The sequence below is a fragment of the Allobosea sp. FG18 genome (genome assembly GCF_057809495.1).
Window position 1 is genome coordinate 77,406 of the sequence record NZ_JBMDKB010000004.1, and the last position, 21,628, is coordinate 99,033.

Below are 21,628 nucleotides of genomic sequence, written 5' to 3' on the forward strand. Positions count from 1 at the left end.
TTAGCTCCTATTGCAGCCTGACATCGACCACGCCGGGCGCGGCCCGCACGGCATTGGCGATCTGCTGATTGACCGGGAACTTGCCGGGCAACTCGATCTCGACCTCCTGGGCGCCGTCGTCGATGATCATCACGATCGAGACCTTGCCCTCGGCGCGCGTCGCCTCGCGCGGGCGGATGCGCTCGGCGACCGAGGCCACCGCCTTCTCGTCGCGCAGATAGACGACGAGATCCTGCTTCTGGCGCGCGGCGAGGCCGTCGAGTTCCTCGGCATCCTCGATGCGCGGACGCACCTCTTCGCCATCGAGCACGGCGGAGAGACGCAGCACCAGCGCCCTGCCCGGCTCGAGCAAATCGCGCAATTTCATCAGCCCTTCCGAGAAGAGCACGGCCTCGAACTGGCCGCTCGGATCGGACAGGTTGACGATACCCATCTTGGAACCGGACTTGGTGCGCCGCTCCGACTTGTCGATGACGGAAACCGCGACCTTGCCGACGCCGGTGCCGTTGACACGCACGGTCTGGGCGAAATCGGCATAGCGCTGCACGCGCAGGCGCTTCAGCACATGCTCGTAATCGTCGAGCGGATGGCCGGAGAGGAAAAAGCCGACGGCCTCGTGCTCGCGCTTGAGCTTCTCGGCCGGCGCCCACGGCTCGACCTGCGGGATGCGGAAGGCCTCCTGCACCACGCCGCCGCTCAAGAGATCGAACTGGCCGGCTGCGGCCTCGTCGCGGGTGCGGTTCGAGAGCGCCAGCATACCGTCGAGCGCCGCCACCGCCCGCGCGCGATCCGCCTCCAGCTCGTCGAGCGCGCCGGCCGCGATGAGCGCTTCCAGCGTGCGGCGGTTGACCAGCCGGGTGTCGATGCGGCGGGCGAGATCGGCGAGGTCGCGGAACGGGCCGGCGGATTGTCGTGCCGCCACCAGCGATTCCACCGCCGCCGTGCCGACGCCCTTGATGGCGCCGAGCGCGTAGAAGATCTTGCCGTCGGCCACGTCGAACTCGACGCCGGACTGGTTGATCGCCGGCCGCTCGACCTTGATGCCGAGCCGCTCGGCATCGCGGCGGAATTCCGAGAGCTTGTCGGTATTGCCCATGTCGAGCGTCATCGACGCGGCCAGGAACTCGACCGGGTAATTCGCCTTCAGATAGGCGGTCTGGAAGGCGACGATGGCATAGGCCGCCGCGTGGCTCTTGTTGAAGCCATAATCGGCGAACTTGGCGAGCAGGTCGAAGATCTCGGAGGCGATCTCCTTCTTGATGCCGCCCTCGATCGCGCCCTTCACGAAACGGTCGCGCTGGGCGTCCATCTCCGCCTTGATCTTCTTGCCCATGGCGCGGCGCAAGAGGTCGGCTTCGCCGAGCGAATAGCCCGAAAGCGCCTGAGCCACCTGCATCACCTGTTCCTGGTAGACGATGATACCGTGGGTCTCGCGCAGATAGGGCTCCATGCCGGGATGGAGATAGGTCGGGTCTTCCAACCCGAGCTTGCGGCGGCAATAGGTCGGGATGTTGTCCATCGGGCCCGGCCGGTAGAGCGCCACCAGCGCGATCAGGTCCTCGATCCGGTCGGCCTTCATCTCGACCAGCGCCTTGCGCATGCCGACCGATTCCACCTGGAACACGCCGACCGTCTCGCCGCGGGCCAGCATGGCGTAGGTCGTGGGATCGTCGAAGGGCAGTTGCGCCAGATCGATATGGATGTCGCGCTGGGCGATGAGCTTCACCGCCGTCGTCAGCGTCGTCAGCGTCTTCAGGCCGAGGAAGTCGAACTTCACCAGCCCGGCCTGCTCGACCCATTTCATATTGAACTGGGTGACGCGCATGCCGGTGCGCGCGTCGACCGAGAGCGCGACGAGCTGTTCGAGTGGCCTGTCGCCGATCACCACGCCTGCGGCGTGGGTCGAAGCATGGCGGTGAAGCCCTTCCAGCTTCTGGCCAATTTCGAGCAGCCGCGCGACGATCGGCTCCTCCTCGGCCGCCTGCTGCAGCTTGGGCTCGCCCTCGATCGCATCCTTCAGCGAGATCGGCTTGGCCGGGTTCTGCGGCACGAGCTTCGTCAGCTTGTCGACCTGGCCATAGGGCATTTCGAGCACGCGGCCGACGTCGCGCAGCACGCCGCGGGCGAGCAGCGTACCGAAGGTGATGATCTGGGCGACGCGCTCCTGCCCGTAATGTCGCTTGACGTAGTCGATCACCTCTTCACGCCGGTTCTGGCAGAAGTCGATGTCGAAGTCGGGCATCGAGACGCGGTCGGGATTGAGGAAGCGCTCGAAGAGCAGGCCGAAGCGCAGCGGGTCGACGTCCGTAATGGTCAGCGCATAGGCGACCAGCGAGCCCGCGCCCGAGCCACGGCCCGGCCCGACCGGGATGTCGTGGTTCTTCGCCCATTTGATGAAGTCCGAGACGATCAGGAAGTAACCCGGGAACTTCATCCGCGTGATGATCGAGAGCTCGAAATCGAGCCGCTTCTCGTAATCCTCGACGGTAAAGCCCTCGGCCGGGCCGTGCTTGGCGAGCCGCGCGGCCAGGCCGGCGCGCGCCTGCTCCTGCAGCTCCTCCGCCTCGTCGCGGCCCTCCTCGCCGAAGCGCGGCAGAATCGGCTTGCGGGTGGTGACGCGCCAATGGCAGCGCATCGCGATCTCGACCGTGTTCGCCAGCGCTTCAGGCAGGTCGGCGAAGCGCTTCTTCATCTCGGCGCGCGAGGCGAAATAATGCTCGGGCGTGACACGGCGGCGCGTGCCGTCGGAAACAAGGCGGCCTTCCGCCACCGCCAGCAGCGCGTCATGCGCGTCGAAATCGGCGGGCTTGGCGAAGAAGGGCTCGTTGGTCGCGACGATCGGCAGATCGGCGTCATAGGCGAGGCGCAGGAGATGAGCCTCCCGCGCCGCCTCGCCATCGCCGCCATGGCGCTGGATCTCGACATAGAGCCGGTCGCCATAGATGCCGGCGAGCGTCGCGAGGCGCGAGGCGGCCTGCGGAAGCTGACCGAGGCGGAGCGCAACGTCGACCGGCCCGCCCTGCCCACCGGTCAGCGCGATCAGGCTGGAATTATAGGCGGCAAGGCGCTCGACCGTGGTGATCGGCTGGCCGGAGCCGCCGGTCGCCAACGCGGCCTCGCTGACGAGCTTCATCAGATTGCCGTAACCGGCCTCGTCCATGGCGAGCAGGACGATATGCGGCAGGCGCTGCAACTGCGCAGGCTTGCGGCCGCCCTCGCCCTCATCGGCGAAATCGACGGAGAGCTGCACGCCGACGATCGGCTGCAGGCCTGAGCCCGCCAGCTTCTCGGAGAATTCGAGGCCGCCGAAGAGATTGTCGGTGTCGGTCAGCGCCAGGGCCGGCTGTCCGTCGGCCGCCGCCATCTTGGCCAGCGTCGCGATGGTCATCGCGCCTTCGAGCAGCGAATAGCTCGAATGGACATGCAGGTGGACGAAGCCGATCTCCTGGAGAACGCGCGCCTCGCCAGCTTCCTGACCCATGTCCCACTCCTGTCGCCGCGCTGGCGACTCGTCCGTACCCAGCCCTTCTTATGCGTCCTGGGCGGGGCCGGCGTCGAGGCCTTGCGGCCCGGTCTGTGGATGGCTCCTGCCGCACTCAGACATGCGGGCCGGAGAAGATTGCAGCCCAGAGCCAGATCATGCCGAGGAAGACGCCGAGCGAGGCGATCTCGGCGAGGCCGGCGGCGAGTTTACGCGCTGCAGTCATGAGAACCTCCTGTGTTCGCGATAGGTTCAGTTTAGTTCTCTTTTTGTTCTCGTCAATGTCGATACGGAAGCCTGGAACGCGAACCCGGCGCGGAGGTTAACGAAATCCTACCGCCGTTCCGATGCAGGCGTTGGCGGTTATTGTCGCCTCTCTCGAACTTGCACCCTCGTCATGGTCGGGCTTGTCCCGACCATCCACGTCTTCCTTCGCTGATGACGGCGTTCAAGACGTGGATGCTCGCCACAAGGGCGAGCATGACGTGGCGTCGCTCCCGCCGGAATGACAAGGGTGGTGCTCGCAAGGAGCGATCCGGCGGGCGCCCGAAGGCTACAGCTTGACGACGAGCCCGTCGCGGATCGTGACCTGCCGGTCCATCTGGCGGGCGAGGTCGAGGTTGTGCGTCGCGATCAGCGCCGCCAGCCCCGAGGCGCGAGCCAGCGCCATCAGCGTGCCGAAGACATGCTGCGCGGTCTGCGGGTCGAGATTGCCGGTCGGCTCGTCGGCCAGCAGCAGCCGCGGCCCATTGGCGACGGCGCGGCCGATGGCGACGCGCTGCTGCTCGCCGCCGGACAACTCGCCCGGCAGATGGTCGAGCCGTTCGCCGAGGCCGAGGAAGGTCAGGAGCTCCGAGGCGCGTTCCTCCGCAAGGCCGCGGGCGAGACCGCGGATGCGCTGCGGCAGCACGACGTTCTCCAGCGCGGTGAATTCCGGCAGGAGATGGTGGAACTGGTAGACGAAGCCGATCTCGGTGCGGCGCAGCCGCGTGCGGCCCTTGTCGTCCAGCTTGGTCGTGGCAAGCCCGCCGACGAAGACCTCGCCGGCATCGGGCTTCTCCAGGAGGCCGGCGACATGCAGCAGAGTCGACTTGCCCGTGCCGCTGGGCGCCACCAGGGCTACGACCTCGCCCGGCCAGAGCGCTAAATCGGCCTTGCGCAGCACTTCGAGCGGCGCGTCGCTCTGCGGGTAATAGCGCTCGACCTGGGAGAGGAAGAGCGCGGGCATCTCCTGTGCCATGTGCTCAGCCCATCCTCAGCGCTTCGACCGGATCGAGCCGGGCAGCCTTCCAGGCCGGATAGAGCGTCGCCAGCAGCGACAGGGTCAGCGCCATCAGCACCACGCTCACCACCTCGCGCCAATCCGTGACGGAGGGGATGTCACTGAGGAAGCGCACGGTCGGGTCCCAGAGATTGGCGCCCGTGATCCAGTTCAGCGCCGCCATGATCGACTTGATGTTCTTGGCGAAGGCGACGCCGAGAGCGAGCCCGGCGAGCGTACCGATCACGCCGATCGCGGCGCCCGTGATCAGGAAGATGCGCAGCACCGTGCCGCGCGTGCAGCCCATGGTCCGCATGATCGCGATGTCGGCGGTCTTGTCCTTCACCAGCATGATCAGGCCGGAAACGATGTTCAAAGCCGCGACCAGCACGATCAGCGTCAGGATGATGAACATCACGTTCCGCTCGACTTCCAAGGCATTGAAGAAGCTGCGGTTCCTCTGACGCCAGTCGGAGAGCACGAGCGGGCGCGGCGCATCGGCCTCGATCGCGTCGCGGACGGCCTGGGTCTTGTCGGGATTGTCGACGAAGATCTCGATGACGTTCACGTCGCCGTCGCGGTTGAAATAGGCCTGGGCCTCGCCGAGCGGCATATAGACGAAGGTGCCGTCGAACTCGGTCATGCCGATCTCGAAGATCGCCTTGACCGGATAGGCCTTGATGCGCGGCGCGGTGCCGAAGGGGGTCGAGGCGCCCTGCGGCGAAACCAGCGTCATCATGTCGCCGGCCTGGATGCCCAGCGCATTGGCGAGGCGGCGGCCGATCGCGACGCCAGGCGTCCCGCCGTCGAAGCCGTCGAGCGTACCGGACTTGATGTTGCCGCCGATGAAGGGGATCGCCTTGATGTCTTTCTCGCGAATGCCCCGCACCAGCACGCCGTTATTGCCGGTCTGCGAGGAGGCGAGCGCCTGCCCTTCGACCAGCGGAATGGCGTGGCTGATGCCGGAGATCTTGGCGAGCCGCGCCGCGACGCTGTCGTAATCGTCGAGCGGACGGTCGATCGGCGTCGCGAAGATATGGCCGTTCACGCCGACGATCTTGCTGAGCAGCTCGATGCGGAAGCCGTTCATCACCGACATCACGATGATCAGCGTGGCGACGCCGAGCATGATGCCGAGGAAGGAGAAGCCGGCGATGACCGAGACGAACCCCTCGCGGCGGCGCGTGCGAAGATAGCGCCCGGCGAGCTGCCATTCGAAACCGGCGAAGGCCTTGGTTCCGGTCGGAATCTCGCCGGCCGGGACCTCGGCGCTGTCGGCGACGGCGCTCATGCGGCAGCTCCCATCAGGTGCGACTTCATGACGGTGCCCGCCGTCACGCCGCCCTGCCCTTGAAGCGATCGAGCGCGGCTTCCAGCGAGACGAGCTCACGCTCGCCACCGGCGCGGCGCTTCAGCTCGACCTTGCCCTCGGCCAGCCCCTTCGGGCCGACGATGATCTGCCAGGGCACGCCGATCAGGTCGGCGGTGGCGAACTTGGCGCCCGGCCGGTCGTCGGTGTCATCGAGCGCGGCGTCGTAGCCCTTGGCGAGCAGGTGCTGGTAGATTCGCTCGGCCGCGCCATCGGTCGCCGCGTCGCCGGCCTTGAGATTGATGACCGCCACGTCGAAGGGCGCGATCTCCTCAGGCCAGACGATGCCGGCGTCGTCATGGCCGGCCTCGATCAGCGCCGCGACGAGGCGGCTCGGCCCGATGCCGTAGGAGCCGCCATGCAGCAGCACGGGCTGGCCGTCCGGGCCTGCAACGGTCGCGCCCATCGGCTCGGAATACTTCGTGCCGAAATAGAAGATATGGCCGACCTCGATGCCGCGCGCCGAGACGCGCTTGTCTTCCGGAACCGCCTCGAAAGCGGCCTTGTCGTGCATTTCCTCGGTCGCGGCGTAGAGGCTCGTCCACTTGTCGAAGACGCCCTGCAGGCCGGCGACGCTGTCGAAATCGGTATCGGCGGCCGGCGTCTCGAAATTCAGGTAGTCGCTGTGGCAGAAGACCTCGCTCTCGCCGGTCGAGGCGAGCACAATGAATTCGTGGCTGAGATCGCCGCCGATCGGGCCGGTATCGGCCTTCATCGGGATCGCCTTCAGGCCGAGCCGCGCGAAGGTGCGCAGATAGGCCGTGAACATGCGGTTATAGGCGTGGCGCGCCGCGTCCTTGTCGAGATCGAAGGAATAGGCGTCCTTCATCAGGAACTCGCGGCCGCGCATCACGCCGAAGCGCGGGCGGACCTCGTCGCGGAACTTCCACTGGATGTGGTAGAGATTGAGCGGCAGGTCCTTGTAGGACTTGACGTAGGAGCGGACGATCTCGGTGACCATCTCCTCGTTGGTCGGCCCGTAGAGCATGTCGCGATCATGCCGGTCCTTGATGCGCAGCATCTCCTTGCCATAGGCGTCGTAGCGCCCGCTCTCGCGCCAGAGATCGGCCGACTGGATGGTCGGCATCAGGATCTCGATGGCGCCCGAGCGATTCTGCTCCTCGCGGACGACATTGCTGATCTTGTTCAGCACGCGCAGGCCGAGCGGCAGCCAGGAATAGATGCCCGCCGATTGCTGGCGGATCATGCCGGCGCGCAGCATCAGCCGGTGCGAGACGATCTCCGCTTCCTTGGGCGTATCGCGCAGAAGGGGCAGGAAATAGCGGGAAAGACGCATCGGAAAACCTGTCGGAGGGCCCTGCGCGCGGAATCGCGCCAGGAGATCGGAGAGCGAGTCGGCCTGCCTGAGAGACACCATCGCTCTCGGCAAAAAGCAAACCAAAATCAGCAGGAAGCGGCGGAAGATGGCGAAGTTATGTGCCTTTCGCCGGGATCGCCCCGTCAGCCCTTGGCGAAGCGCGCCTTCAGCGCGGCGAGCACCGGGGCCGGCACGAAGGGCGAGACGTCGCCGCCCATCGCCGCGATCTGGCGCACCAAGGTCGCGGTGATGTGGCGCACGCCGGGCGAGGCCGGCAGGAAGACGGTCTGCACATCCGGCGCCATGGTGCCGTTCATCCCGGCCATCTGCATCTCGTAATCAAGGTCGCTGCCGTCGCGCAGGCCGCGGATGATGATCGAGGCCCCTGCCCGGCGCGCCGCATCGACGGCGAGATCGTCGAAGGTCACGACATCGAGCGCGGCGCCCTTCGCCGCCAGCAACGGCCCGGCGACGGCGCGCAGCAATTCGGCGCGCTGCTCGACCGAGAGCAGAGGCGTCTTGCCGGGATGGACCCCGATCGCCAGGACGAGCCTGTCGCAGAGGCCGGCGGCCGCGGCGATGACGTCGGCATGGCCGTTGGTCACGGGGTCGAAGGAACCGGTGTAGAAAGCGATGCGTGCCATGGGGCCAGCGTTAGCGGCTGAACCGAAAAAGGACAAGCCGCATCAGAGGCTTGGCGCTCTCAGGACAGCGGCACCAGCGCGGCAAGCGCTGCGGCGCTGCCGATGATGATCGAGACGAGAACCATGAGCGAAGCCGCAGCGGAAGCGCGGCGGGAGCTGGCAAAGGACAGGCGGGTATCCATGAAGATAACCTCGGCGAATCGCGGTTGATCCGGTTTCCCTTGGGTGATGGCCGGTGCGGGCCGTCGCAAGGCGAGATTTTGACGAAACGGTGACATCGGCCGCTTGTTCCGGCTTTCGATTGCCTTTTTGGGCCCGGCAAGCCTAAACGATCGCGCCATGCTGACGATCAACGACATCACCTATCGCCTCGGCGAACGCCTGCTGCTCGACCATACCGGTGCCGCCATCCCCGACGGCGCGCGCGTCGGCTTCGTCGGCCGCAACGGCACCGGCAAGACCACCCTGTTCAAGATCATCACCGGCGATCTCGGCACCGAGAGCGGCAATATCAGCCTGCCGAGGGGCCGGCGCATCGGCGGCGTCGCGCAGGAAGCGCCGGGCGGCCCGGAGACGCTGATCGAAGTCGTGCTCGCCGCCGATACCGAGCGCATGGCCCTGATGACGGAGGCGGAGACCGCGACCGATCCGCACCGCATCGCCGAGATCGGCACGCGGCTCGCCGATATCGGCGCGCATTCGGCCCCGGCGCGCGCCGCGATGGTGCTGCACGGGCTCGGCTTCAACGAGGAGGCGCAGCAGCGCCCCTGCTCCGATTTCTCGGGCGGCTGGCGCATGCGCGTCGCGCTCGCGGCCGTGCTGTTCTCCGAGCCCGACCTGCTGCTGCTCGACGAACCCACCAACTATCTCGACCTCGAAGGCACGCTCTGGCTCTACGACTATCTGGAGCGCTATCCGCATACCGTGATCGTCATCAGCCACGATCGCGAACTGCTGGACACCTCGGTCGACCACATCATGCATCTCGACCAGGGCAAGCTGACGCTCTATCGCGGCGGCTATTCCTCCTTCGAGAAGCAGCGCGCCGAGAAGCAGATGCAGCTCGCCCGCGCCAAGGAGAAGCAGGACGCCGAGCGCAAGCACCTCCAATCCTTCGTCGACCGCTTCAAGGCCAAGGCGACGAAGGCCCGGCAGGCGCAGTCGCGCGTCAAGCGGCTGGAGAAGATGCAGACCATCGCCGCGATCGTCGACCGCGACGTGCAGCCCTTCTCCTTCCCCGGCCCGGAAAAGCCGCTCTCGCCGCCGATGATCGTGCTGGAGGATGCCGCCGCCGGCTATGGCGAGCGCAAGGTTCTGTCGCGGCTCAACCTGTCGCTGGCGCCGGACGACCGCATCGCGCTGCTCGGCTCGAACGGCAACGGCAAGTCGACCTTCTGCAAGCTCATCGGCGGCCGGCTCGACGCGATGTCCGGCGAGATGAAGAAGTCGAGCAAGCTGGAGACGGCCTACTTCGCCCAGCATCAGCTCGACGAATTGCGCATCGAGGACACCCCAGTCGGCCATCTGCGCGACCTGATGCCGGACGCGCCCGAGGCGAAGGTCCGTTCCAAGGCGGCGCAGATCGGCTTCCCCGCGAGCAAGGCCGATACGCCGGTGAAGCTGCTCTCCGGCGGCGAGAAGGCGCGATTGATGCTGGGGCTCGCGACCTTCCATGGGCCGCATCTGCTCATCCTCGACGAGCCGACCAACCATCTCGACATCGACAGCCGCACCGCGCTGGTCACCGCGATCAACGACTATCCCGGCGCCGTCATCCTCGTCAGCCACGACCGCTTCCTGATCGAGGCCTGCGCCGACCGGCTCTGGCTCGTCGGCGGCGGCACGGTGAAGAATTTCGACGGCGACATGGACGACTACCGCACCTATGTGCTCGGCGCCGCCAAGGCCGAGAAGCGCGGCAAGCCCGCGCCGGACGCAGCCGCCAAGCCCAAGGCCGACGAACGCAAGGAAGCAGCGACGAAGCGCGCTGCACAGGGGCCGCTCAGGCAGAAGCTCAACCTCGCCGAGGCACGCATCGCCAAGCTGACAGGGCTGATCGAGAAGGTCGATGCGGCGCTCGCCAACGGCGCCTTCGCGCGCGACCCCGACAAGGCTGTTCAGATCTCGCGCCAGCGCGCGGAACTGTCGGAGGCGCTGGCCGCGGCCGAGGAGGAATGGCTGCTGCTCGGCGAGGAGCTGGAGAACGCGTAAGGCCTAGCTGGCCGGATCGTACATGAATTCGCGGAGTTCCTGCGCGCAGCGGCAGGCCCGCGCGAGCTTCGCCGCCCATTTCACCGCCTCTTCGCGCGACGGCAGCTCCAGCACAGCGAAGCCGCCATTGAGGCGGCTGCCGGGATAAATCTGCCCCGACACCGATCCATCCGCGGAGACGAGCACGGGGGCAACCGGCTCGTTGATCCCACCGGCGAAGACATAAACGCCGGCAGCCTTCGCCTCCTCGATCACGGCGCGAGAGTCGACGCCAGCGGCGGCCAACTGCTCGTCCGTGACGATCATCGCCTCGCTCGGAAAGGAGATGAGGTATTTCGTCATGATGCGATGATGCGTGACGGTTTCGATGGAAACAAGTGGACGGGCGCCGGGTGGCTTTCCTAGCCGGGACGCCTGAACGGGCCGGACGACGACATTGAAGAAGCACGAGCGCTATCTCGACATTCAGCGAGGCCGTAAGCTCGCCTGGACGAGCGAGCATGGAGCTTCCGGCCATGGATTGGCGGGCCTGGCACGAGAAATACGACAGTCCGGATTCCCGGATGTCGCGACGGCTGCGGACCGTTCAGGATCAAATCCGAACCGTGCTGGACAACAGCCGGCCCGGACCGCTCCTGGTCGTCAGCCTGTGCGCGGGGCAAGGGCGCGATCTGCTCGAGGTCCTCTGCGATCATCCGAGACGCAGCGACGTCCGGGCACGACTCGTGGAACTGGATGGAAACAACACGGCGGTCGCCGCAGAATTCGCGCGCGCCAACACGCTCGATCAGATCGAGATCGTGACCGGCGATGCCTCGCTGACCGACCAGTATCATGGCATGGTGCCGGCGGATCTCGTGTTGATCTGCGGCCTGTTCGGCAACATCTCCGATGCGGACATCAAACGCACGATCGACACCTGCCCGCAGCTCTGCGCGATCGGCGGGCATGTGATCTGGACCCGCCATCGTCGCTCGCCCGATCGCGTGCCGTCGATCTGCGAGCAGTTCGAAGCGCTGGGTTTTGAGCAGTGCTGGTTGTCGGGGGACGATACGGAGCTCGGCGTCGGCGTGCATCGCTTCTCGGGAGAGCCTCAACCGCTCGAAAACGGGCGGAGTATGTTCCGATTTGTCGGATATGACAGGCTCGCGAACTGAGCGACGAGCTGGCGCGAGCGCCATCGCTCAGACGCCGAGCAGCGGCGCTGACAGCAGGTAACGCTGCTGTTGGATGTCCTGCCCCCGTGAGCGCGATTCGACGCGAACGATGTCGAGCGGCTGAAATCCGAGCTTGAGGAGGATGTTCTCGGATGCCGCGTTCTCGGCAGCGTGCCCGGATCGGAGGCCCCGCAGCCGGACCTTCTCGAAAGCAAAATCCACGACCGCCTGTGCTGCCTCACGGGCGTAGCCGCGTCCCCAGGACGCCTGTTCGAACCAATACCCCAGTTCGCCTTCCTGCCCGGAGATTTCGTCGACATCGACGACGCCGATGAAGCGCCCCTCCAGCTCGACAGCGAACCGATAGGCTTCACCGGCCCCCCATTCGCGCCCATGGTCCGCGAACCAGGCCTCGATGCGCTCTCGATCCGGAGGGAACGCGGCCATGCGCAGCATTCGCGTCACGTCCCAGTCAGACTGAATTTCGAAGGCACGTTCCACGTCGGAGACGCTCGTCGGGCGCAAAACGAGGCGCTCGGTCATCATCCGACAAGGAGGTATAGGGGCCATGCTCATCCACCGCTGCCGATGACAAAGCCAGTATCACAGAGCCGGGCCCAGTCGATGCTCACATGACCGAAGTGGCTGTCAGCGGACCTCTTCCACTCCAGTGGCCGCCCGCAGCCTTTCAACTCACCCCTGCCCGGGCTTCACGATCCGGGTCAGGCGGTTGTCGGTGAAGAGGTAGATCTCGCGGCCGCCGGGCTCGGAATAGAGCACCTGGACCTCGCGCTGGCCCTTGCCGCTCTCGCCGACCAGCACGTCGGTCGGGCGCCCGCCCTTCAGCTTGACCAGTTCGCATTCGGTGATGCCGGGCGCGATCTCCTTCGGCAGCGGCCGGGTCGAGGGGTCGAGCGAGACGCCGACGCTGCACTCACCCTCCGGGGTCAGCACCGGCTCCTGCGTCGAGATGCCGGCACTGGCCGAGGCGGTCTTCGTCGTGGTGACGCCGCCCCTGGTTTCGGACTGGAAGGCGAAGCCGCCCATATCGACCGAGCAGCCGGCAAGGGTCGCGGTGCAGAGCAACAGAACAGGCAGTCTCACGCTTTCTTCTCCCAACGGCCGGAATCGTCCTGCTGCCAGTAGCTGGCGGCATGGCCCGAGGCCCTGGCCTTCTTCCAATCCTCGCGAGCCGCGGCAAGCGCCTCGGGATCGTCGCCATCGAATATCAGGACGACGCGCTCGTAGTCCTGCATTGCGTCGGGAATGCGGACCCCGTCGGCGCAGATCCGGACCTGGGCGGCATTCGGATTATGCGCCTGCGTCGTCAGCACGACCGGATTGCTCGGGGCATCGGCCTCCAGCGCCGTGACATGTGGCAGGAAGCTCTCATCCGCATAGGTCCAGAGGTGGTCGTCGAGCACGCTCATCCGCTCCTGGCCGCCGACCTCGACGACGACCTTCTGGCCGCGCGACAGGGCGCGGTCGAGGATCGTCGGCAGGACCTGCTCCAACGGGCGGGACTGCAGATGGAAGAACAGGATCTCGGCCATCGAAACCCTTATCCTCTAACGGGTTACCAGCATTACCGCAGGAATCGAATCAATCCTCGTAGTGGTCGGCGACCAGCCGGTCGAGCAGGCGCACGCCCCAACCCGGCCCCCAGGAGCGGTTGATCTCCGAATTCGCCGCGGCCATTCCGGTTCCCGCGATGTCGAGATGCGCCCAGGGCGTGTCGTTGACATGGCGCTGCAGGAACTGCGCCGCGGTGATCGAGCCGCCATAGCGGCCGGCCGAGTTCTTCATGTCGGCGAATTTCGAGTCGATCAGCTTGTCGTAGGCCTTGCCGAGCGGCATGCGCCAGACCGTCTCGCCGGTGGCGAGGCCGGCTGCCGTCAGGCGCTCCGAGAGCTCGTCATTATTGCTGAACAGCCCGGCATTCTCCTGCGCCAGGGCAACGAGGATCGCGCCGGTCAGGGTCGCCAGGTTGATCATGAAGCGCGGCGAGAAGCGCTCCTGTGTGTACCAGAGCACATCCGCCAGCACGAGGCGGCCCTCGGCGTCGGTGTTGATGATCTCGATGGTCTGGCCGGAGAGCGAGGTGACGATATCGCCGGGGCGCTGGGCGTTGCCGTCAGGCATGTTCTCGACGAGGCCGATCACGCCGATGGCGTTGACCTTGGCCTTGCGGCCGGCCAGCGCCTGGATCAGGCCGACAACGCAGGCCGCTCCCGCCATGTCGCCCTTCATGTCCTCCATGCCGGCGCCGGGCTTCAGCGAGATGCCGCCGGTGTCGAAGGTCACGCCCTTGCCGACGAAGGCGACGGGCTTCTCGTCCTTCTTAGCGCCGTTCCAGCGCATGATGGCGACGCGGCTTTCCCGACGCGAGCCCTGGCCGACGCCGAGCAGCGCGCGCATGCCGATCTTCTTCAGCGCCTTCTCATCGAGGATCTCGATCTCGACGCCGAGCTTTTCGAGCTTGGCGGCGCGGTCGGCGAATTCCTCGGGGTAGAGCACGTTCGGTGGCTCGTTCACGAGGTCGCGAGCCTGGGTGACGCCGGCGGCGATGGCGTCAGCCGTCTTGACCGCCTTCTTGACCGCGGACGGGTCGAGCGCGCGCAGCGTGACCGTCAGCGGCTCGGCTTCATCCTTATCCTTGCTCTTGGTCTTGTAGCGATCGAAGGCATAGGCGCGCAGCCTGAGACCGAGTGCGATGTCGGCGGCCTGCTTCGCCGCGATCGCGCCCTCGGGCAGAGCGAGAACAATGTCGGCACTGCGGCCGGCCCCGAGGCGGCCGGCGATGGCGCCGCCCAGCTTGACGAAATCGAGCTTGGCGCGCTCGTCCTCAGGCCCGATTCCGACGACGATCAGGCGCTCGTAGGAGGCCCCCTCCGGCGAAGGCAATGTCAGCCCCGCCAGCGCCTTGCCCTTGAAACGTTCGGCAGCGGCAGCCCGCGTCAGCAGCGGCTGGGCGCCCTCGCCGGTCCATTGCAGCGCCGCGCCGGGCACCGCGAGCGCATCCGAAACGAGGATCACGAGATCCTGCCCCTCGACGGCATCCAGGGCTTTGATCTCGAGCTTCAGGCGCTGCGACATGATCCGCTCACAATCTTGCGAAAATGACAGGGGAAGGACACTAGACGGCAGACGACAAACGATTCCCGTTTGCGCCCTCGCCGCGCCTATACCATAGGGTGTGTCCGACGAACCACCTCGGAGGGCGCAAGCTCTCCAGCTCCGGAACCGACGCGTGCTTCTCAACCGCCTCGATCGCTACATCCTGAAGATCGCGGCGGTCGCGGCGATCGTGCTCCTGCTCGGCCTGACCGGCGTGATCTGGGTCACGCAGGCGCTGCGCGAGGTCGACCTCATCACCGGCAAGGGCCAGACAGTCCTGATCTTCCTGACCGTGACGCTGCTTTCGCTGCCGGCGCTGATCGCCGGCATCGCGCCGGTCGCGCTGTTCATGGCGACGCTCTACACGCTCAACAGACTCAACGGCGATTCCGAGCTGATCGTGATGAACGCCGCCGGCGTCGCACCGCAGCGCATCACGCGCCCCTTCATCGTGCTGACGATCGCGACCTCGCTTATCGTCGCCTGGATGACGATCTCGGTGATGCCGGCGAGCTTCCGCATGCTGCGCGACCTGATCACGCTGATCCGCGCCGATTTCGTCGCCAATGTCGTCAAGGAAGGCCAGTTCGTCTCGCTCGATTCCGGCGTGACCTTCCACTACCGCGAAAAGGCCGGCGACGCGCTGGTCGGCATCTTCATGCAGGATCGCCGCGACCCGTCGCAGCCCTCGATCTATCTCGCCGAGCGCGGCCGGACGGTGGAAGCCGAGGGCCAGAGCTTCCTCATGCTGGAGAAGGGCACGATCCAGCGCGAGACCAAGAACACCAGCACGACCTCGATCATCTCCTTCGAGCGCTATGCCCTGAACCTCTCGGCGCTGACCGGCGATTCCAGCGGCGGCCCCGGCGAGGGCGACGGCGACAAGGTGATCTACAAGCCGCGCGAGCGCTCGACCTGGGAGCTCCTCCGGCAGGACACGAACGAGGCCTATTACAAGATCCAGGAAGGCCGTTTCCGGGCTGAACTGCACAACCGGCTGTCGTCCCCGCTCTATCCGTTCGCCTTCATGCTGATTGCGTTCGCCGCCATCGGCGAGGCGCGCACCACCCGCCAGGGCCGGGCGCTGGCGATCCAGTCGGCGGTCATGATCGTCGGCGCAACCCGCATCGCGGCCTATGCCGCCTGGACCGCGAGCGTGCGCTCGCCCTTTGCCGCCGCGCTGCTCTACATCCTGCCGATCATGGCCATCGTCCTGGCGACGGGCTTCATCTTCTACGGCGCGCGGATCCAGCCGATGCTGGCCCGCCTCCTTGCCCCCCTCACAACGCCGCTGGTCAACCTCGCGGCCCGTTTCCGGCGCGCCTGATGCTGCTGCTCACGACCTTCGGCCGCTATCTGACGAAGCGCTTCGCGCGCGCCATCGTCGGCGTCTTCGGCACCTTCTTCTTCCTGATCGGGACGCTCGATTTCGTCGAGCTGATGCGCCGCGCCGGCGATTCCCCGATCGCGACGACGCCGCGAATCGTGCAGCTCGCCCTGTTCCGGGCCCCGGCCGTGGCCGAGCAGATCTTCCCCTTCGCCGCGCTGTTCGGCGGCATGTTCGCGTTGCTGACGCTGAGCCGGAAGCTCGAGCTCGTCGTCGCCCGCTCCGTCGGCGTCTCGGCCTGGCAGTTCCTCCAACCCGCCGCCACGGTCGCCGGCGTGATCGGGCTCGTCTCGATCATGATCTACAACCCCGTCGCCGCCGAGCTGAAGCGCAAGGCCACGGCCCTCGAAACACGCCTGTTCGTGCGTTCGGGCGGCAAATCCGGCCTGCCCAAGGAAATCTGGCTGAGGCAGCGCAGCGTCGACGGCCAGGCGATCATCCGCGCCGCCGGCGCCCTGCCCGACGAGGACGGCCTGTCCCAGGTCGCCTTCTTCATCTTCAATCCCGACGGCAGCTTCAAGGAGCGAATCGACGCCCGGCAGGCCGTGCTGCGCCCGGGGCACTGGGAGTTGAGCGACGCGCGCTCCACCTCCGCCACGGAAGAGCCACAGAGCTATAAGAGCTACGTGCTCGCAACGACGCTGGAGCCTGAACAGATGCGCCAGAGCTTCACCCCACCTGACGCGGTGGGCTTCTGGTCCATGCCTGCGGTGATCGAGCGGACGCAGCGCGCCGGGCTCGACACGACGCCCTATGAGCTGCGCTACCAATCGCTCATGGCGCGCCCGCTGCTGCTGATCGCGATGGTGCTGGTGGCAGCATCCGTTTCTTTAAGATTTTTCAGATTTGGTGGTGTGACCAAACTGGTGATAGGTGGCGTCGCCGCGGGGTTCGTGCTCTATGTGGCGACACAACTGTCGGAGGAACTCGGATCGTCGGGAATCGTCAATCCGATCGTCGCGGCGTGGTTGCCTGCAGCATTGGGGGCAATGCTGGGAGCACTCGCCCTCCTCCATCAGGAAGATGGGTGAAACGTACTGTGCCTATGGTTAATTTCGAGTTTACGAGATGGGTCCGGGTGTGAACCGGCTAGCGCACTTCGCTGCGGCGACGGCTCTCGCCTCCAGCCTGGCCTATCTGCTGGCCGGGCCGGCCCACGCCCAGAATCGGGCGGCCGGTGCGCAGCCCAAGCCTCCGACCGCCGCTGCGGCCAAGCCGCAGGACCGGATGGTCGTGGATGCGCGCGAACTCGTCTACGACAACGACAAGAAGACGGTCGCGGCCGTCGGCGACGTCCAGATCCTGTACCAGGGCCGGACGATCGAGGCCGATCGCGTCATCTACGACCAGGGCAACAAGCGCGTCACCGCCATCGGCAATGCCCGGATCACCGAATCCAACGGCACGGTCATCACCGGCGACAAGTTCAACCTGACCGACGATTTCCGCGACGGCTTCATCGACTCGCTGCGCGTCGTGAACCCGGACAAGACCCGTTTCTCGGCACCGCGCGCCGAACGCACCGACGGCGAAACCTTCGTCTTCGAAAAGGGCATCTACACGGCCTGCGAGCCCTGCAAGGACAACCCGGAGCGGCCGCCGCTCTGGCAGGTCCGCGCTGCGCGGATCATCCACAAGAAGTCCGAGCAGACCATCTATTACGAGGATGCCCGGGTCGAATTCGCCGGCATTCCGATGGCCTATATCCCCTATATGTCGGGCCCGGATTCGACGGTGAAGCGCAAGTCCGGCTTCCTGTCGCCGAAATTCATCAACACCTCGGCGCTCGGCTATGGCGTCGGCCTGCCCTATTTCCTCAATCTGGCACCGAATTACGACCTGACGTTCACGCCGACCTATTTCAGCCGCCAGGGCTTCCTGGGGCAGACGGAATGGCGGCATCGCCTGATGAACGGGTCCTATACGATCCGGGCCTCGGGCATCTTCCAACAGGACAAGAACGCCTTCCTGCCGAGCCCGCTCGGCCCGCGCGACAAGGAGTTCCGCGGCTCGGTGGAGACGAACGGCAAGTTCTTCATCAACCCGCGCTGGACGGTGGGCTGGAACGCCTCGATGTCGACGGATCGCTGGTTCTACAAGAACTACCGCATTCGCAACGAGAGCCTCAGCACCACCACCTATCTGCAGGAAGCGATCTCGACCGCCTATCTGAACGGCCAGAGCGAGAGCGCCTGGTTCGACCTGCGCGGCTACTACTTCCAGCCGTTGAACTACCAGGACTGGCAGAAGCAGCAGCCCGTCGTGCTGCCGGTGCTGGACTACGACAAGCGCGTCCACAAGCCGTCCTTCCTGGGTGGCGAGCTCTCGTTCACCGCCAACGTCACGAGCCTGACGCGCGATACAGCTGCCTTCACGCAGCTGCCGCAGCAGAAGAATTACCTGATCACGACGCCGAGCTATTCGCTCTATGACGGCTGCGCCGTTTACGACAAGAATCACTGCCTGGTGCGCGGGCTGGCCGGCAATGTCTCCCGGGCCACGGCACAGGTTGCCTGGCGGCGCAACTTCATCGACCCGCTCGGCCAGATGTGGACGCCCTACGCCTCGGTGCGGGCCGATATCTTCTCGGTCAACCCCGACACCACCGGGCTGATCAACGCGCGCGTCGCGACCATCGCCGACACCTCGGACGAGGTCTTCGGCCGGGTCATGCCGGCGATCGGGCTGATGTACCGCTACCCGTTCGTCGCCAAGACCGGCTGGGGCACCCATATCATCGAGCCGGTCGCCCAGGTGGTTGCCCGCCCGAACGAGACGAACAGCCTGCGCGTCGCCAACGAGGATGCGCAGAGCCTCGTCTTCGACGCCAACAACCTGTTCGAATGGAGCGGCAAGTTCTCCGGCTTCGACCGCGTCGAAGGCGGGACGCGCGCGAATGTCGGCGCGCTCTATACCGGCCGTTTCGGCAAGGAGGCGTTCGCCAACCTGCTCATCGGCCAGTCCTTCCAGCTCGGCGGACGCAATTCCTTCGCCAGCGGCGACATGCTCAATACCGGCCTGAATTCCGGCCTCGAAACCCGCAACTCCGACTATGTCGCCCGCGCCCAGCTCTCGCCGTTCAAGGGCTTCTTCCTGACCGGCGCGACCCGCCTCAACGCGACGACCTTCGAGGCCCAGCGGATCGACGCCGCCGCGACCTATGCCAACAGCATCATCACCGCCTCGGTCGGTTATGGCCGCTACGAGCCGCAGCCCGATCTCGGCATCTCGCGGCGCCGCGAGGGTCTGTCGCTCAACGGCTCGCTGCGCGTGGCCGAGAACTGGCGCCTGCGCGCCGGCGTGCTGTTCGACCTCGACAAGTACAAGTACGACCGCGAACGCTACCGGGATGCCTACGCATCCTATCTGGCGGCTCCGGCCGTGGCCGCGGTGCCGATCTACCCGAATACGGGTCCGTTCCAGACCGCGTCGACTTCGTTCGGCCTCAACTATACCGACGAGTGCACGGTCTTCGACATCAGCTATTCGCAGAGCTATGCTGATCGCCAGGCCGGATCGACGAAAGACACGCGTACAGTCATGTTCCGCCTCGAACTGCGCACGCTTGGCGAGATCAGCTATTCGCAGAACCTCAGCTCGAGCTCGTCGAGCGACGGTGTCAGCTCGAACTAGTCGCAGCGCCGGCCCGGATCAGCGGGTCGGCCCTCCCTTCAGGCCGCGGAGTTCGTCTTGCCGGCAACGCCGCTCGCATTGACACAAGGAGATCCGGCCGGGATCGGGCCGGAGCTGACACTGCGTGCCTGGCTTGAACGTCACGAGCGCGCGCTTCCTGCTTTCGCCTGCATCGCCGACCCCGACCATCTCGCCGCTGTCGCCGGCCGGCTCGGCTGGAGCGTGCCGCTCGGCGTCTGCGACTGGGGCGATGCCGGCGCCGCCTTTGCCGAGATGCTGCCCGTCATCCCGCTCGCTTCCGGGGCAGGCAGGGCCATTCCGGGCAAGCCCGATCCGGCGACGGCCGGCGGCACGATCGGCTCGATCGACCGGGCGGTCGCGGCCGTCCGGGCCGGCGAGGCCGCCGCCGTCGTGACCAATCCGATCGCAAAATCAGTGCTTTACCAAGCCGGCTTCAAGCATCCCGGCCATACCGAATACCTCGCGCATCTCGCGGCTCAGGGTGGCATCGCGCCGCGCCCGGTGATGATGCTCTGGTGCGAGGAGCTCGCCGTCGTTCCGGTGACGATCCACGAACCCTTACGCCGGGTGCCCGAGCTGCTGACCACGGCGCTCATCGTCGAAACCGGCCGGATCGTCGCGGCGGAGTTGCGCAGCCGCTTCGGTGTCGCCCGGCCGCGATTGGCGATCAGCGGGCTCAATCCGCATGCCGGCGAGAACGGCACGATGGGTCACGAGGACGAGGCGATCGTCGCGCCGGCCATCGCCCAGCTGCAGGCCGAAGGTATCGACGCTCGCGGCCCTTACCCCGCCGACACGATGTTTCATGCGCGGGCGCGCGCCGGCTACGATGCGGCGCTGGCGATGTATCACGACCAGGCCCTGATCCCGATCAAGACGATCGCCTTCGACGAGGGCGTCAATGTCACGCTGGGCCTGCCTTTCATCCGGACCTCGCCGGACCATGGCACGGCCTTCGACATCGCAGGCCAGGGCATCGCGCGACCGGACAGCCTCTGCGCCGCGCTGAAACTCGCCGCCCGGATGGCCGAACGCAATCTCGCGGACACCGCTTCATGAGTCAGATCGACGACCTGCCGCCTCTGCGCGACGTGGTGGAGCGCCATGGGCTGATGGCGCAGAAGGCGCTCGGCCAGAATTTCCTGTTCGACCTCAACCTGACGAGCCGCATCGCCCGTTCGGCCGGGCCACTCGAAGGCCAGACGGTGGTCGAGATCGGTCCCGGCCCCGGCGGGCTGACACGGGCGCTGCTGGCCAATGGCGCGGGCCGCGTCATCGCGATCGAACGCGACCGACGCTGTCTGCCGGCGCTTGCCGAGATCGCGGCGTATTATCCGGGGCGGCTGGAGGTCATCGACGGCGATGCGCTGGCGGTCGACCTGACGCCCCATCTCGGCGGCGGGCGGGCGCGGATCGTCGCCAACCTGCCCTATAATATCGGCACGCCGCTGCTGGTCGGCTGGCTCAGCCTCGAGCCCTGGCCGTCCTGGTGGGATTCGCTGACCCTGATGTTCCAGCGCGAGGTCGCCGAGCGCATCGTCGCGACGCCGGACGAGCGGGCCGATTACGGCCGGCTCGCGGTGCTGTCGAACTGGCGCTGCGAGACGAAGATCCTGTTCGACGTACCACGCAGTGCCTTCGTGCCGCCGCCGAAGATCACCTCGTCGATTGTCCAGCTCATACCACGCGCGCAGCCGGAGCCTTGCGACCGGCGCCTGCTGGAGCGGGTGACGCTCGCCGCCTTCGGACAGCGGCGCAAGATGCTGCGGCAGAGCCTGAAGGCCGTGCTGCCGGACCCGACGCCGATCATCGAAGCCGCGGGCCTCGCTGAGACGGCGCGAGCCGAGGAGATCCCGGTCTCGGGATTCGTCAGGCTGGCGAACGCGCTGGCCGCGCAGCGCTAGGTACATCCTCGTCATTCCGGGGCTTCGCTTAGCGAAGAACCCGGAACCCACGACTGGGCGAGTGTTGGCGATCATGCGGCTGAAAGGGCTCACCCAGTCGTGGGTTCCGGGTTCGGCCTCCGGCC

The 21,628-nt window shown here is 66.4% G+C and carries 18 protein-coding genes; 7 read left to right on the plus strand and 11 right to left on the minus strand.

The genetic code is table 11. The features are described 5' to 3' along the window. Positions 1–7: 7 nt before the first annotated feature. From dnaE to ACODTJ_RS06215, 6 genes are all read right to left on the minus strand, one after another. On the minus strand, positions 8–3,481 hold the full coding sequence (dnaE, locus tag ACODTJ_RS06190; RefSeq protein WP_454657102.1) for a DNA polymerase III subunit alpha: 3,474 nt from the start codon (positions 3,479–3,481) through the stop codon (positions 8–10). Positions 3,482–4,034: 553 nt separating this feature from the next. Continuing rightward, positions 4,035–4,721 (minus strand): ABC transporter ATP-binding protein, encoded by a 687-nt coding sequence (locus ACODTJ_RS06195; protein WP_454657103.1) that lies wholly within the window; start codon positions 4,719–4,721, stop codon positions 4,035–4,037. 4 nt (positions 4,722–4,725) lie between these two features. Then, positions 4,726–6,033, minus strand: a complete 1,308-nt coding sequence (locus ACODTJ_RS06200; protein WP_454657104.1) for a lipoprotein-releasing ABC transporter permease subunit — start codon at positions 6,031–6,033, stop codon at positions 4,726–4,728. A gap of 43 nt (positions 6,034–6,076) precedes the next feature. Further along, positions 6,077–7,408 (minus strand): proline--tRNA ligase, encoded by a 1,332-nt coding sequence (gene proS, locus ACODTJ_RS06205; protein WP_454657105.1) that lies wholly within the window; start codon positions 7,406–7,408, stop codon positions 6,077–6,079. Between the two features lie 164 nt (positions 7,409–7,572). Beyond that, entirely contained in the window at positions 7,573–8,073 is a 501-nt protein-coding gene (gene coaD / locus ACODTJ_RS06210) for a pantetheine-phosphate adenylyltransferase (protein WP_454657106.1), read from the minus strand. Positions 8,074–8,132: 59 nt separating this feature from the next. After that, positions 8,133–8,432 (minus strand): hypothetical protein, encoded by a 300-nt coding sequence (locus ACODTJ_RS06215; RefSeq protein ID WP_454657107.1) that lies wholly within the window; start codon positions 8,430–8,432, stop codon positions 8,133–8,135. Here ACODTJ_RS06215 and ACODTJ_RS06220 point away from each other — a divergent pair. Further along, positions 8,413–10,284, plus strand: coding sequence for an ABC-F family ATP-binding cassette domain-containing protein (locus ACODTJ_RS06220; RefSeq protein ID WP_454657108.1), 1,872 nt, complete (start codon positions 8,413–8,415; stop codon positions 10,282–10,284). The genes ACODTJ_RS06215 and ACODTJ_RS06220 overlap by 20 nt on opposite strands. A gap of 3 nt (positions 10,285–10,287) precedes the next feature. Here ACODTJ_RS06220 and ACODTJ_RS06225 read toward each other — a convergent pair whose 3' ends face one another. Next, the gene (locus ACODTJ_RS06225; RefSeq protein WP_488847881.1) at positions 10,288–10,626 is read right to left on the minus strand and encodes a YciI family protein; all 339 of its coding nucleotides are present in this window, start codon (positions 10,624–10,626) and stop codon (positions 10,288–10,290) included. Positions 10,627–10,784: 158 nt separating this feature from the next. On the opposite strand from ACODTJ_RS06225, the gene ACODTJ_RS06230 reads away from it, so the two are divergent. Next, on the plus strand, positions 10,785–11,441 hold the full coding sequence (locus ACODTJ_RS06230) for a hypothetical protein (RefSeq protein WP_488847882.1): 657 nt from the start codon (positions 10,785–10,787) through the stop codon (positions 11,439–11,441). 27 nt (positions 11,442–11,468) lie between these two features. Here the strand turns inward: ACODTJ_RS06230 and ACODTJ_RS06235 are convergent, their stop codons facing one another. The 4 genes from ACODTJ_RS06235 to ACODTJ_RS06250 form a co-directional block, all read right to left on the minus strand. Then, complete coding sequence (locus ACODTJ_RS06235) at positions 11,469–11,984, minus strand: GNAT family N-acetyltransferase (RefSeq protein ID WP_454657111.1); 516 nt, start codon at positions 11,982–11,984, stop codon at positions 11,469–11,471. 150 nt (positions 11,985–12,134) lie between these two features. Beyond that, the gene (locus ACODTJ_RS06240; RefSeq protein WP_454657112.1) at positions 12,135–12,545 is read right to left on the minus strand and encodes a hypothetical protein; all 411 of its coding nucleotides are present in this window, start codon (positions 12,543–12,545) and stop codon (positions 12,135–12,137) included. Continuing rightward, positions 12,542–12,994 carry a DNA polymerase III subunit chi gene (locus ACODTJ_RS06245; protein WP_454657113.1) on the minus strand — a complete coding sequence of 151 codons (453 nt, stop codon included), beginning with the start codon at positions 12,992–12,994 and terminating at the stop codon, positions 12,542–12,544. The genes ACODTJ_RS06240 and ACODTJ_RS06245 overlap by 4 nt, the downstream gene beginning before the upstream one ends. 49 nt (positions 12,995–13,043) lie before the next feature. Continuing rightward, complete coding sequence (locus ACODTJ_RS06250) at positions 13,044–14,537, minus strand: leucyl aminopeptidase (RefSeq protein WP_454657114.1); 1,494 nt, start codon at positions 14,535–14,537, stop codon at positions 13,044–13,046. A 154-nt stretch (positions 14,538–14,691) separates the two neighbouring features. On the opposite strand from ACODTJ_RS06250, the gene lptF reads away from it, so the two are divergent. From lptF to rsmA, 5 genes are read left to right on the plus strand one after another with little or no spacing between them, the layout of a single operon-like run. After that, positions 14,692–15,885, plus strand: a complete 1,194-nt coding sequence (lptF, locus tag ACODTJ_RS06255; protein ID WP_454657115.1) for an LPS export ABC transporter permease LptF — start codon at positions 14,692–14,694, stop codon at positions 15,883–15,885. Continuing rightward, entirely contained in the window at positions 15,885–16,976 is a 1,092-nt protein-coding gene (gene lptG, locus ACODTJ_RS06260; protein WP_454657116.1) for an LPS export ABC transporter permease LptG, read from the plus strand. Before lptF ends, lptG begins: the two co-directional genes overlap by 1 nt. A 37-nt stretch (positions 16,977–17,013) precedes the next feature. Then, positions 17,014–19,578, plus strand: a complete 2,565-nt coding sequence (locus ACODTJ_RS06265; protein ID WP_454657117.1) for an LPS-assembly protein LptD — start codon at positions 17,014–17,016, stop codon at positions 19,576–19,578. A 57-nt stretch (positions 19,579–19,635) separates the two neighbouring features. Then, a complete protein-coding gene (gene pdxA, locus ACODTJ_RS06270; protein ID WP_454657118.1) occupies positions 19,636–20,658 on the plus strand; it encodes a 4-hydroxythreonine-4-phosphate dehydrogenase PdxA in 1,023 nt (340 codons plus the stop codon). Continuing rightward, complete coding sequence (rsmA, locus tag ACODTJ_RS06275) at positions 20,655–21,503, plus strand: 16S rRNA (adenine(1518)-N(6)/adenine(1519)-N(6))-dimethyltransferase RsmA (RefSeq protein ID WP_454657119.1); 849 nt, start codon at positions 20,655–20,657, stop codon at positions 21,501–21,503. Before pdxA ends, rsmA begins: the two co-directional genes overlap by 4 nt. Positions 21,504–21,628: the final 125 nt, after the last annotated feature.

What these genes read in the sequence shown, in the direction of transcription:
- dnaE (WP_454657102.1), bottom strand. Translation starts at nt 3,481, where the DNA reads ATGGGTCAGGAAGCTGGCGAGGCGCGCGTTCTCCAGGAGATCGGCTTC.
- ACODTJ_RS06195 (WP_454657103.1), bottom strand. Translation starts at nt 4,721, where the DNA reads ATGGCACAGGAGATGCCCGCGCTCTTCCTCTCCCAGGTCGAGCGCTAT.
- ACODTJ_RS06200 (WP_454657104.1), bottom strand. Translation starts at nt 6,033, where the DNA reads ATGAGCGCCGTCGCCGACAGCGCCGAGGTCCCGGCCGGCGAGATTCCG.
- proS (WP_454657105.1), bottom strand. Translation starts at nt 7,408, where the DNA reads ATGCGTCTTTCCCGCTATTTCCTGCCCCTTCTGCGCGATACGCCCAAG.
- coaD (WP_454657106.1), bottom strand. Translation starts at nt 8,073, where the DNA reads ATGGCACGCATCGCTTTCTACACCGGTTCCTTCGACCCCGTGACCAAC.
- ACODTJ_RS06220 (WP_454657108.1), top strand. Translation starts at nt 8,413, where the DNA reads ATGCTGACGATCAACGACATCACCTATCGCCTCGGCGAACGCCTGCTG.
- ACODTJ_RS06215 (WP_454657107.1), bottom strand. Translation starts at nt 8,432, where the DNA reads ATGTCGTTGATCGTCAGCATGGCGCGATCGTTTAGGCTTGCCGGGCCC.
- ACODTJ_RS06225 (WP_488847881.1), bottom strand. Translation starts at nt 10,626, where the DNA reads ATGACGAAATACCTCATCTCCTTTCCGAGCGAGGCGATGATCGTCACG.
- ACODTJ_RS06230 (WP_488847882.1), top strand. Translation starts at nt 10,785, where the DNA reads ATGGAGCTTCCGGCCATGGATTGGCGGGCCTGGCACGAGAAATACGAC.
- ACODTJ_RS06235 (WP_454657111.1), bottom strand. Translation starts at nt 11,984, where the DNA reads ATGACCGAGCGCCTCGTTTTGCGCCCGACGAGCGTCTCCGACGTGGAA.
- ACODTJ_RS06245 (WP_454657113.1), bottom strand. Translation starts at nt 12,994, where the DNA reads ATGGCCGAGATCCTGTTCTTCCATCTGCAGTCCCGCCCGTTGGAGCAG.
- ACODTJ_RS06250 (WP_454657114.1), bottom strand. Translation starts at nt 14,537, where the DNA reads ATGTCGCAGCGCCTGAAGCTCGAGATCAAAGCCCTGGATGCCGTCGAG.
- lptG (WP_454657116.1), top strand. Translation starts at nt 15,885, where the DNA reads ATGCTGCTGCTCACGACCTTCGGCCGCTATCTGACGAAGCGCTTCGCG.
- ACODTJ_RS06265 (WP_454657117.1), top strand. Translation starts at nt 17,014, where the DNA reads ATGGGTCCGGGTGTGAACCGGCTAGCGCACTTCGCTGCGGCGACGGCT.
- rsmA (WP_454657119.1), top strand. Translation starts at nt 20,655, where the DNA reads ATGAGTCAGATCGACGACCTGCCGCCTCTGCGCGACGTGGTGGAGCGC.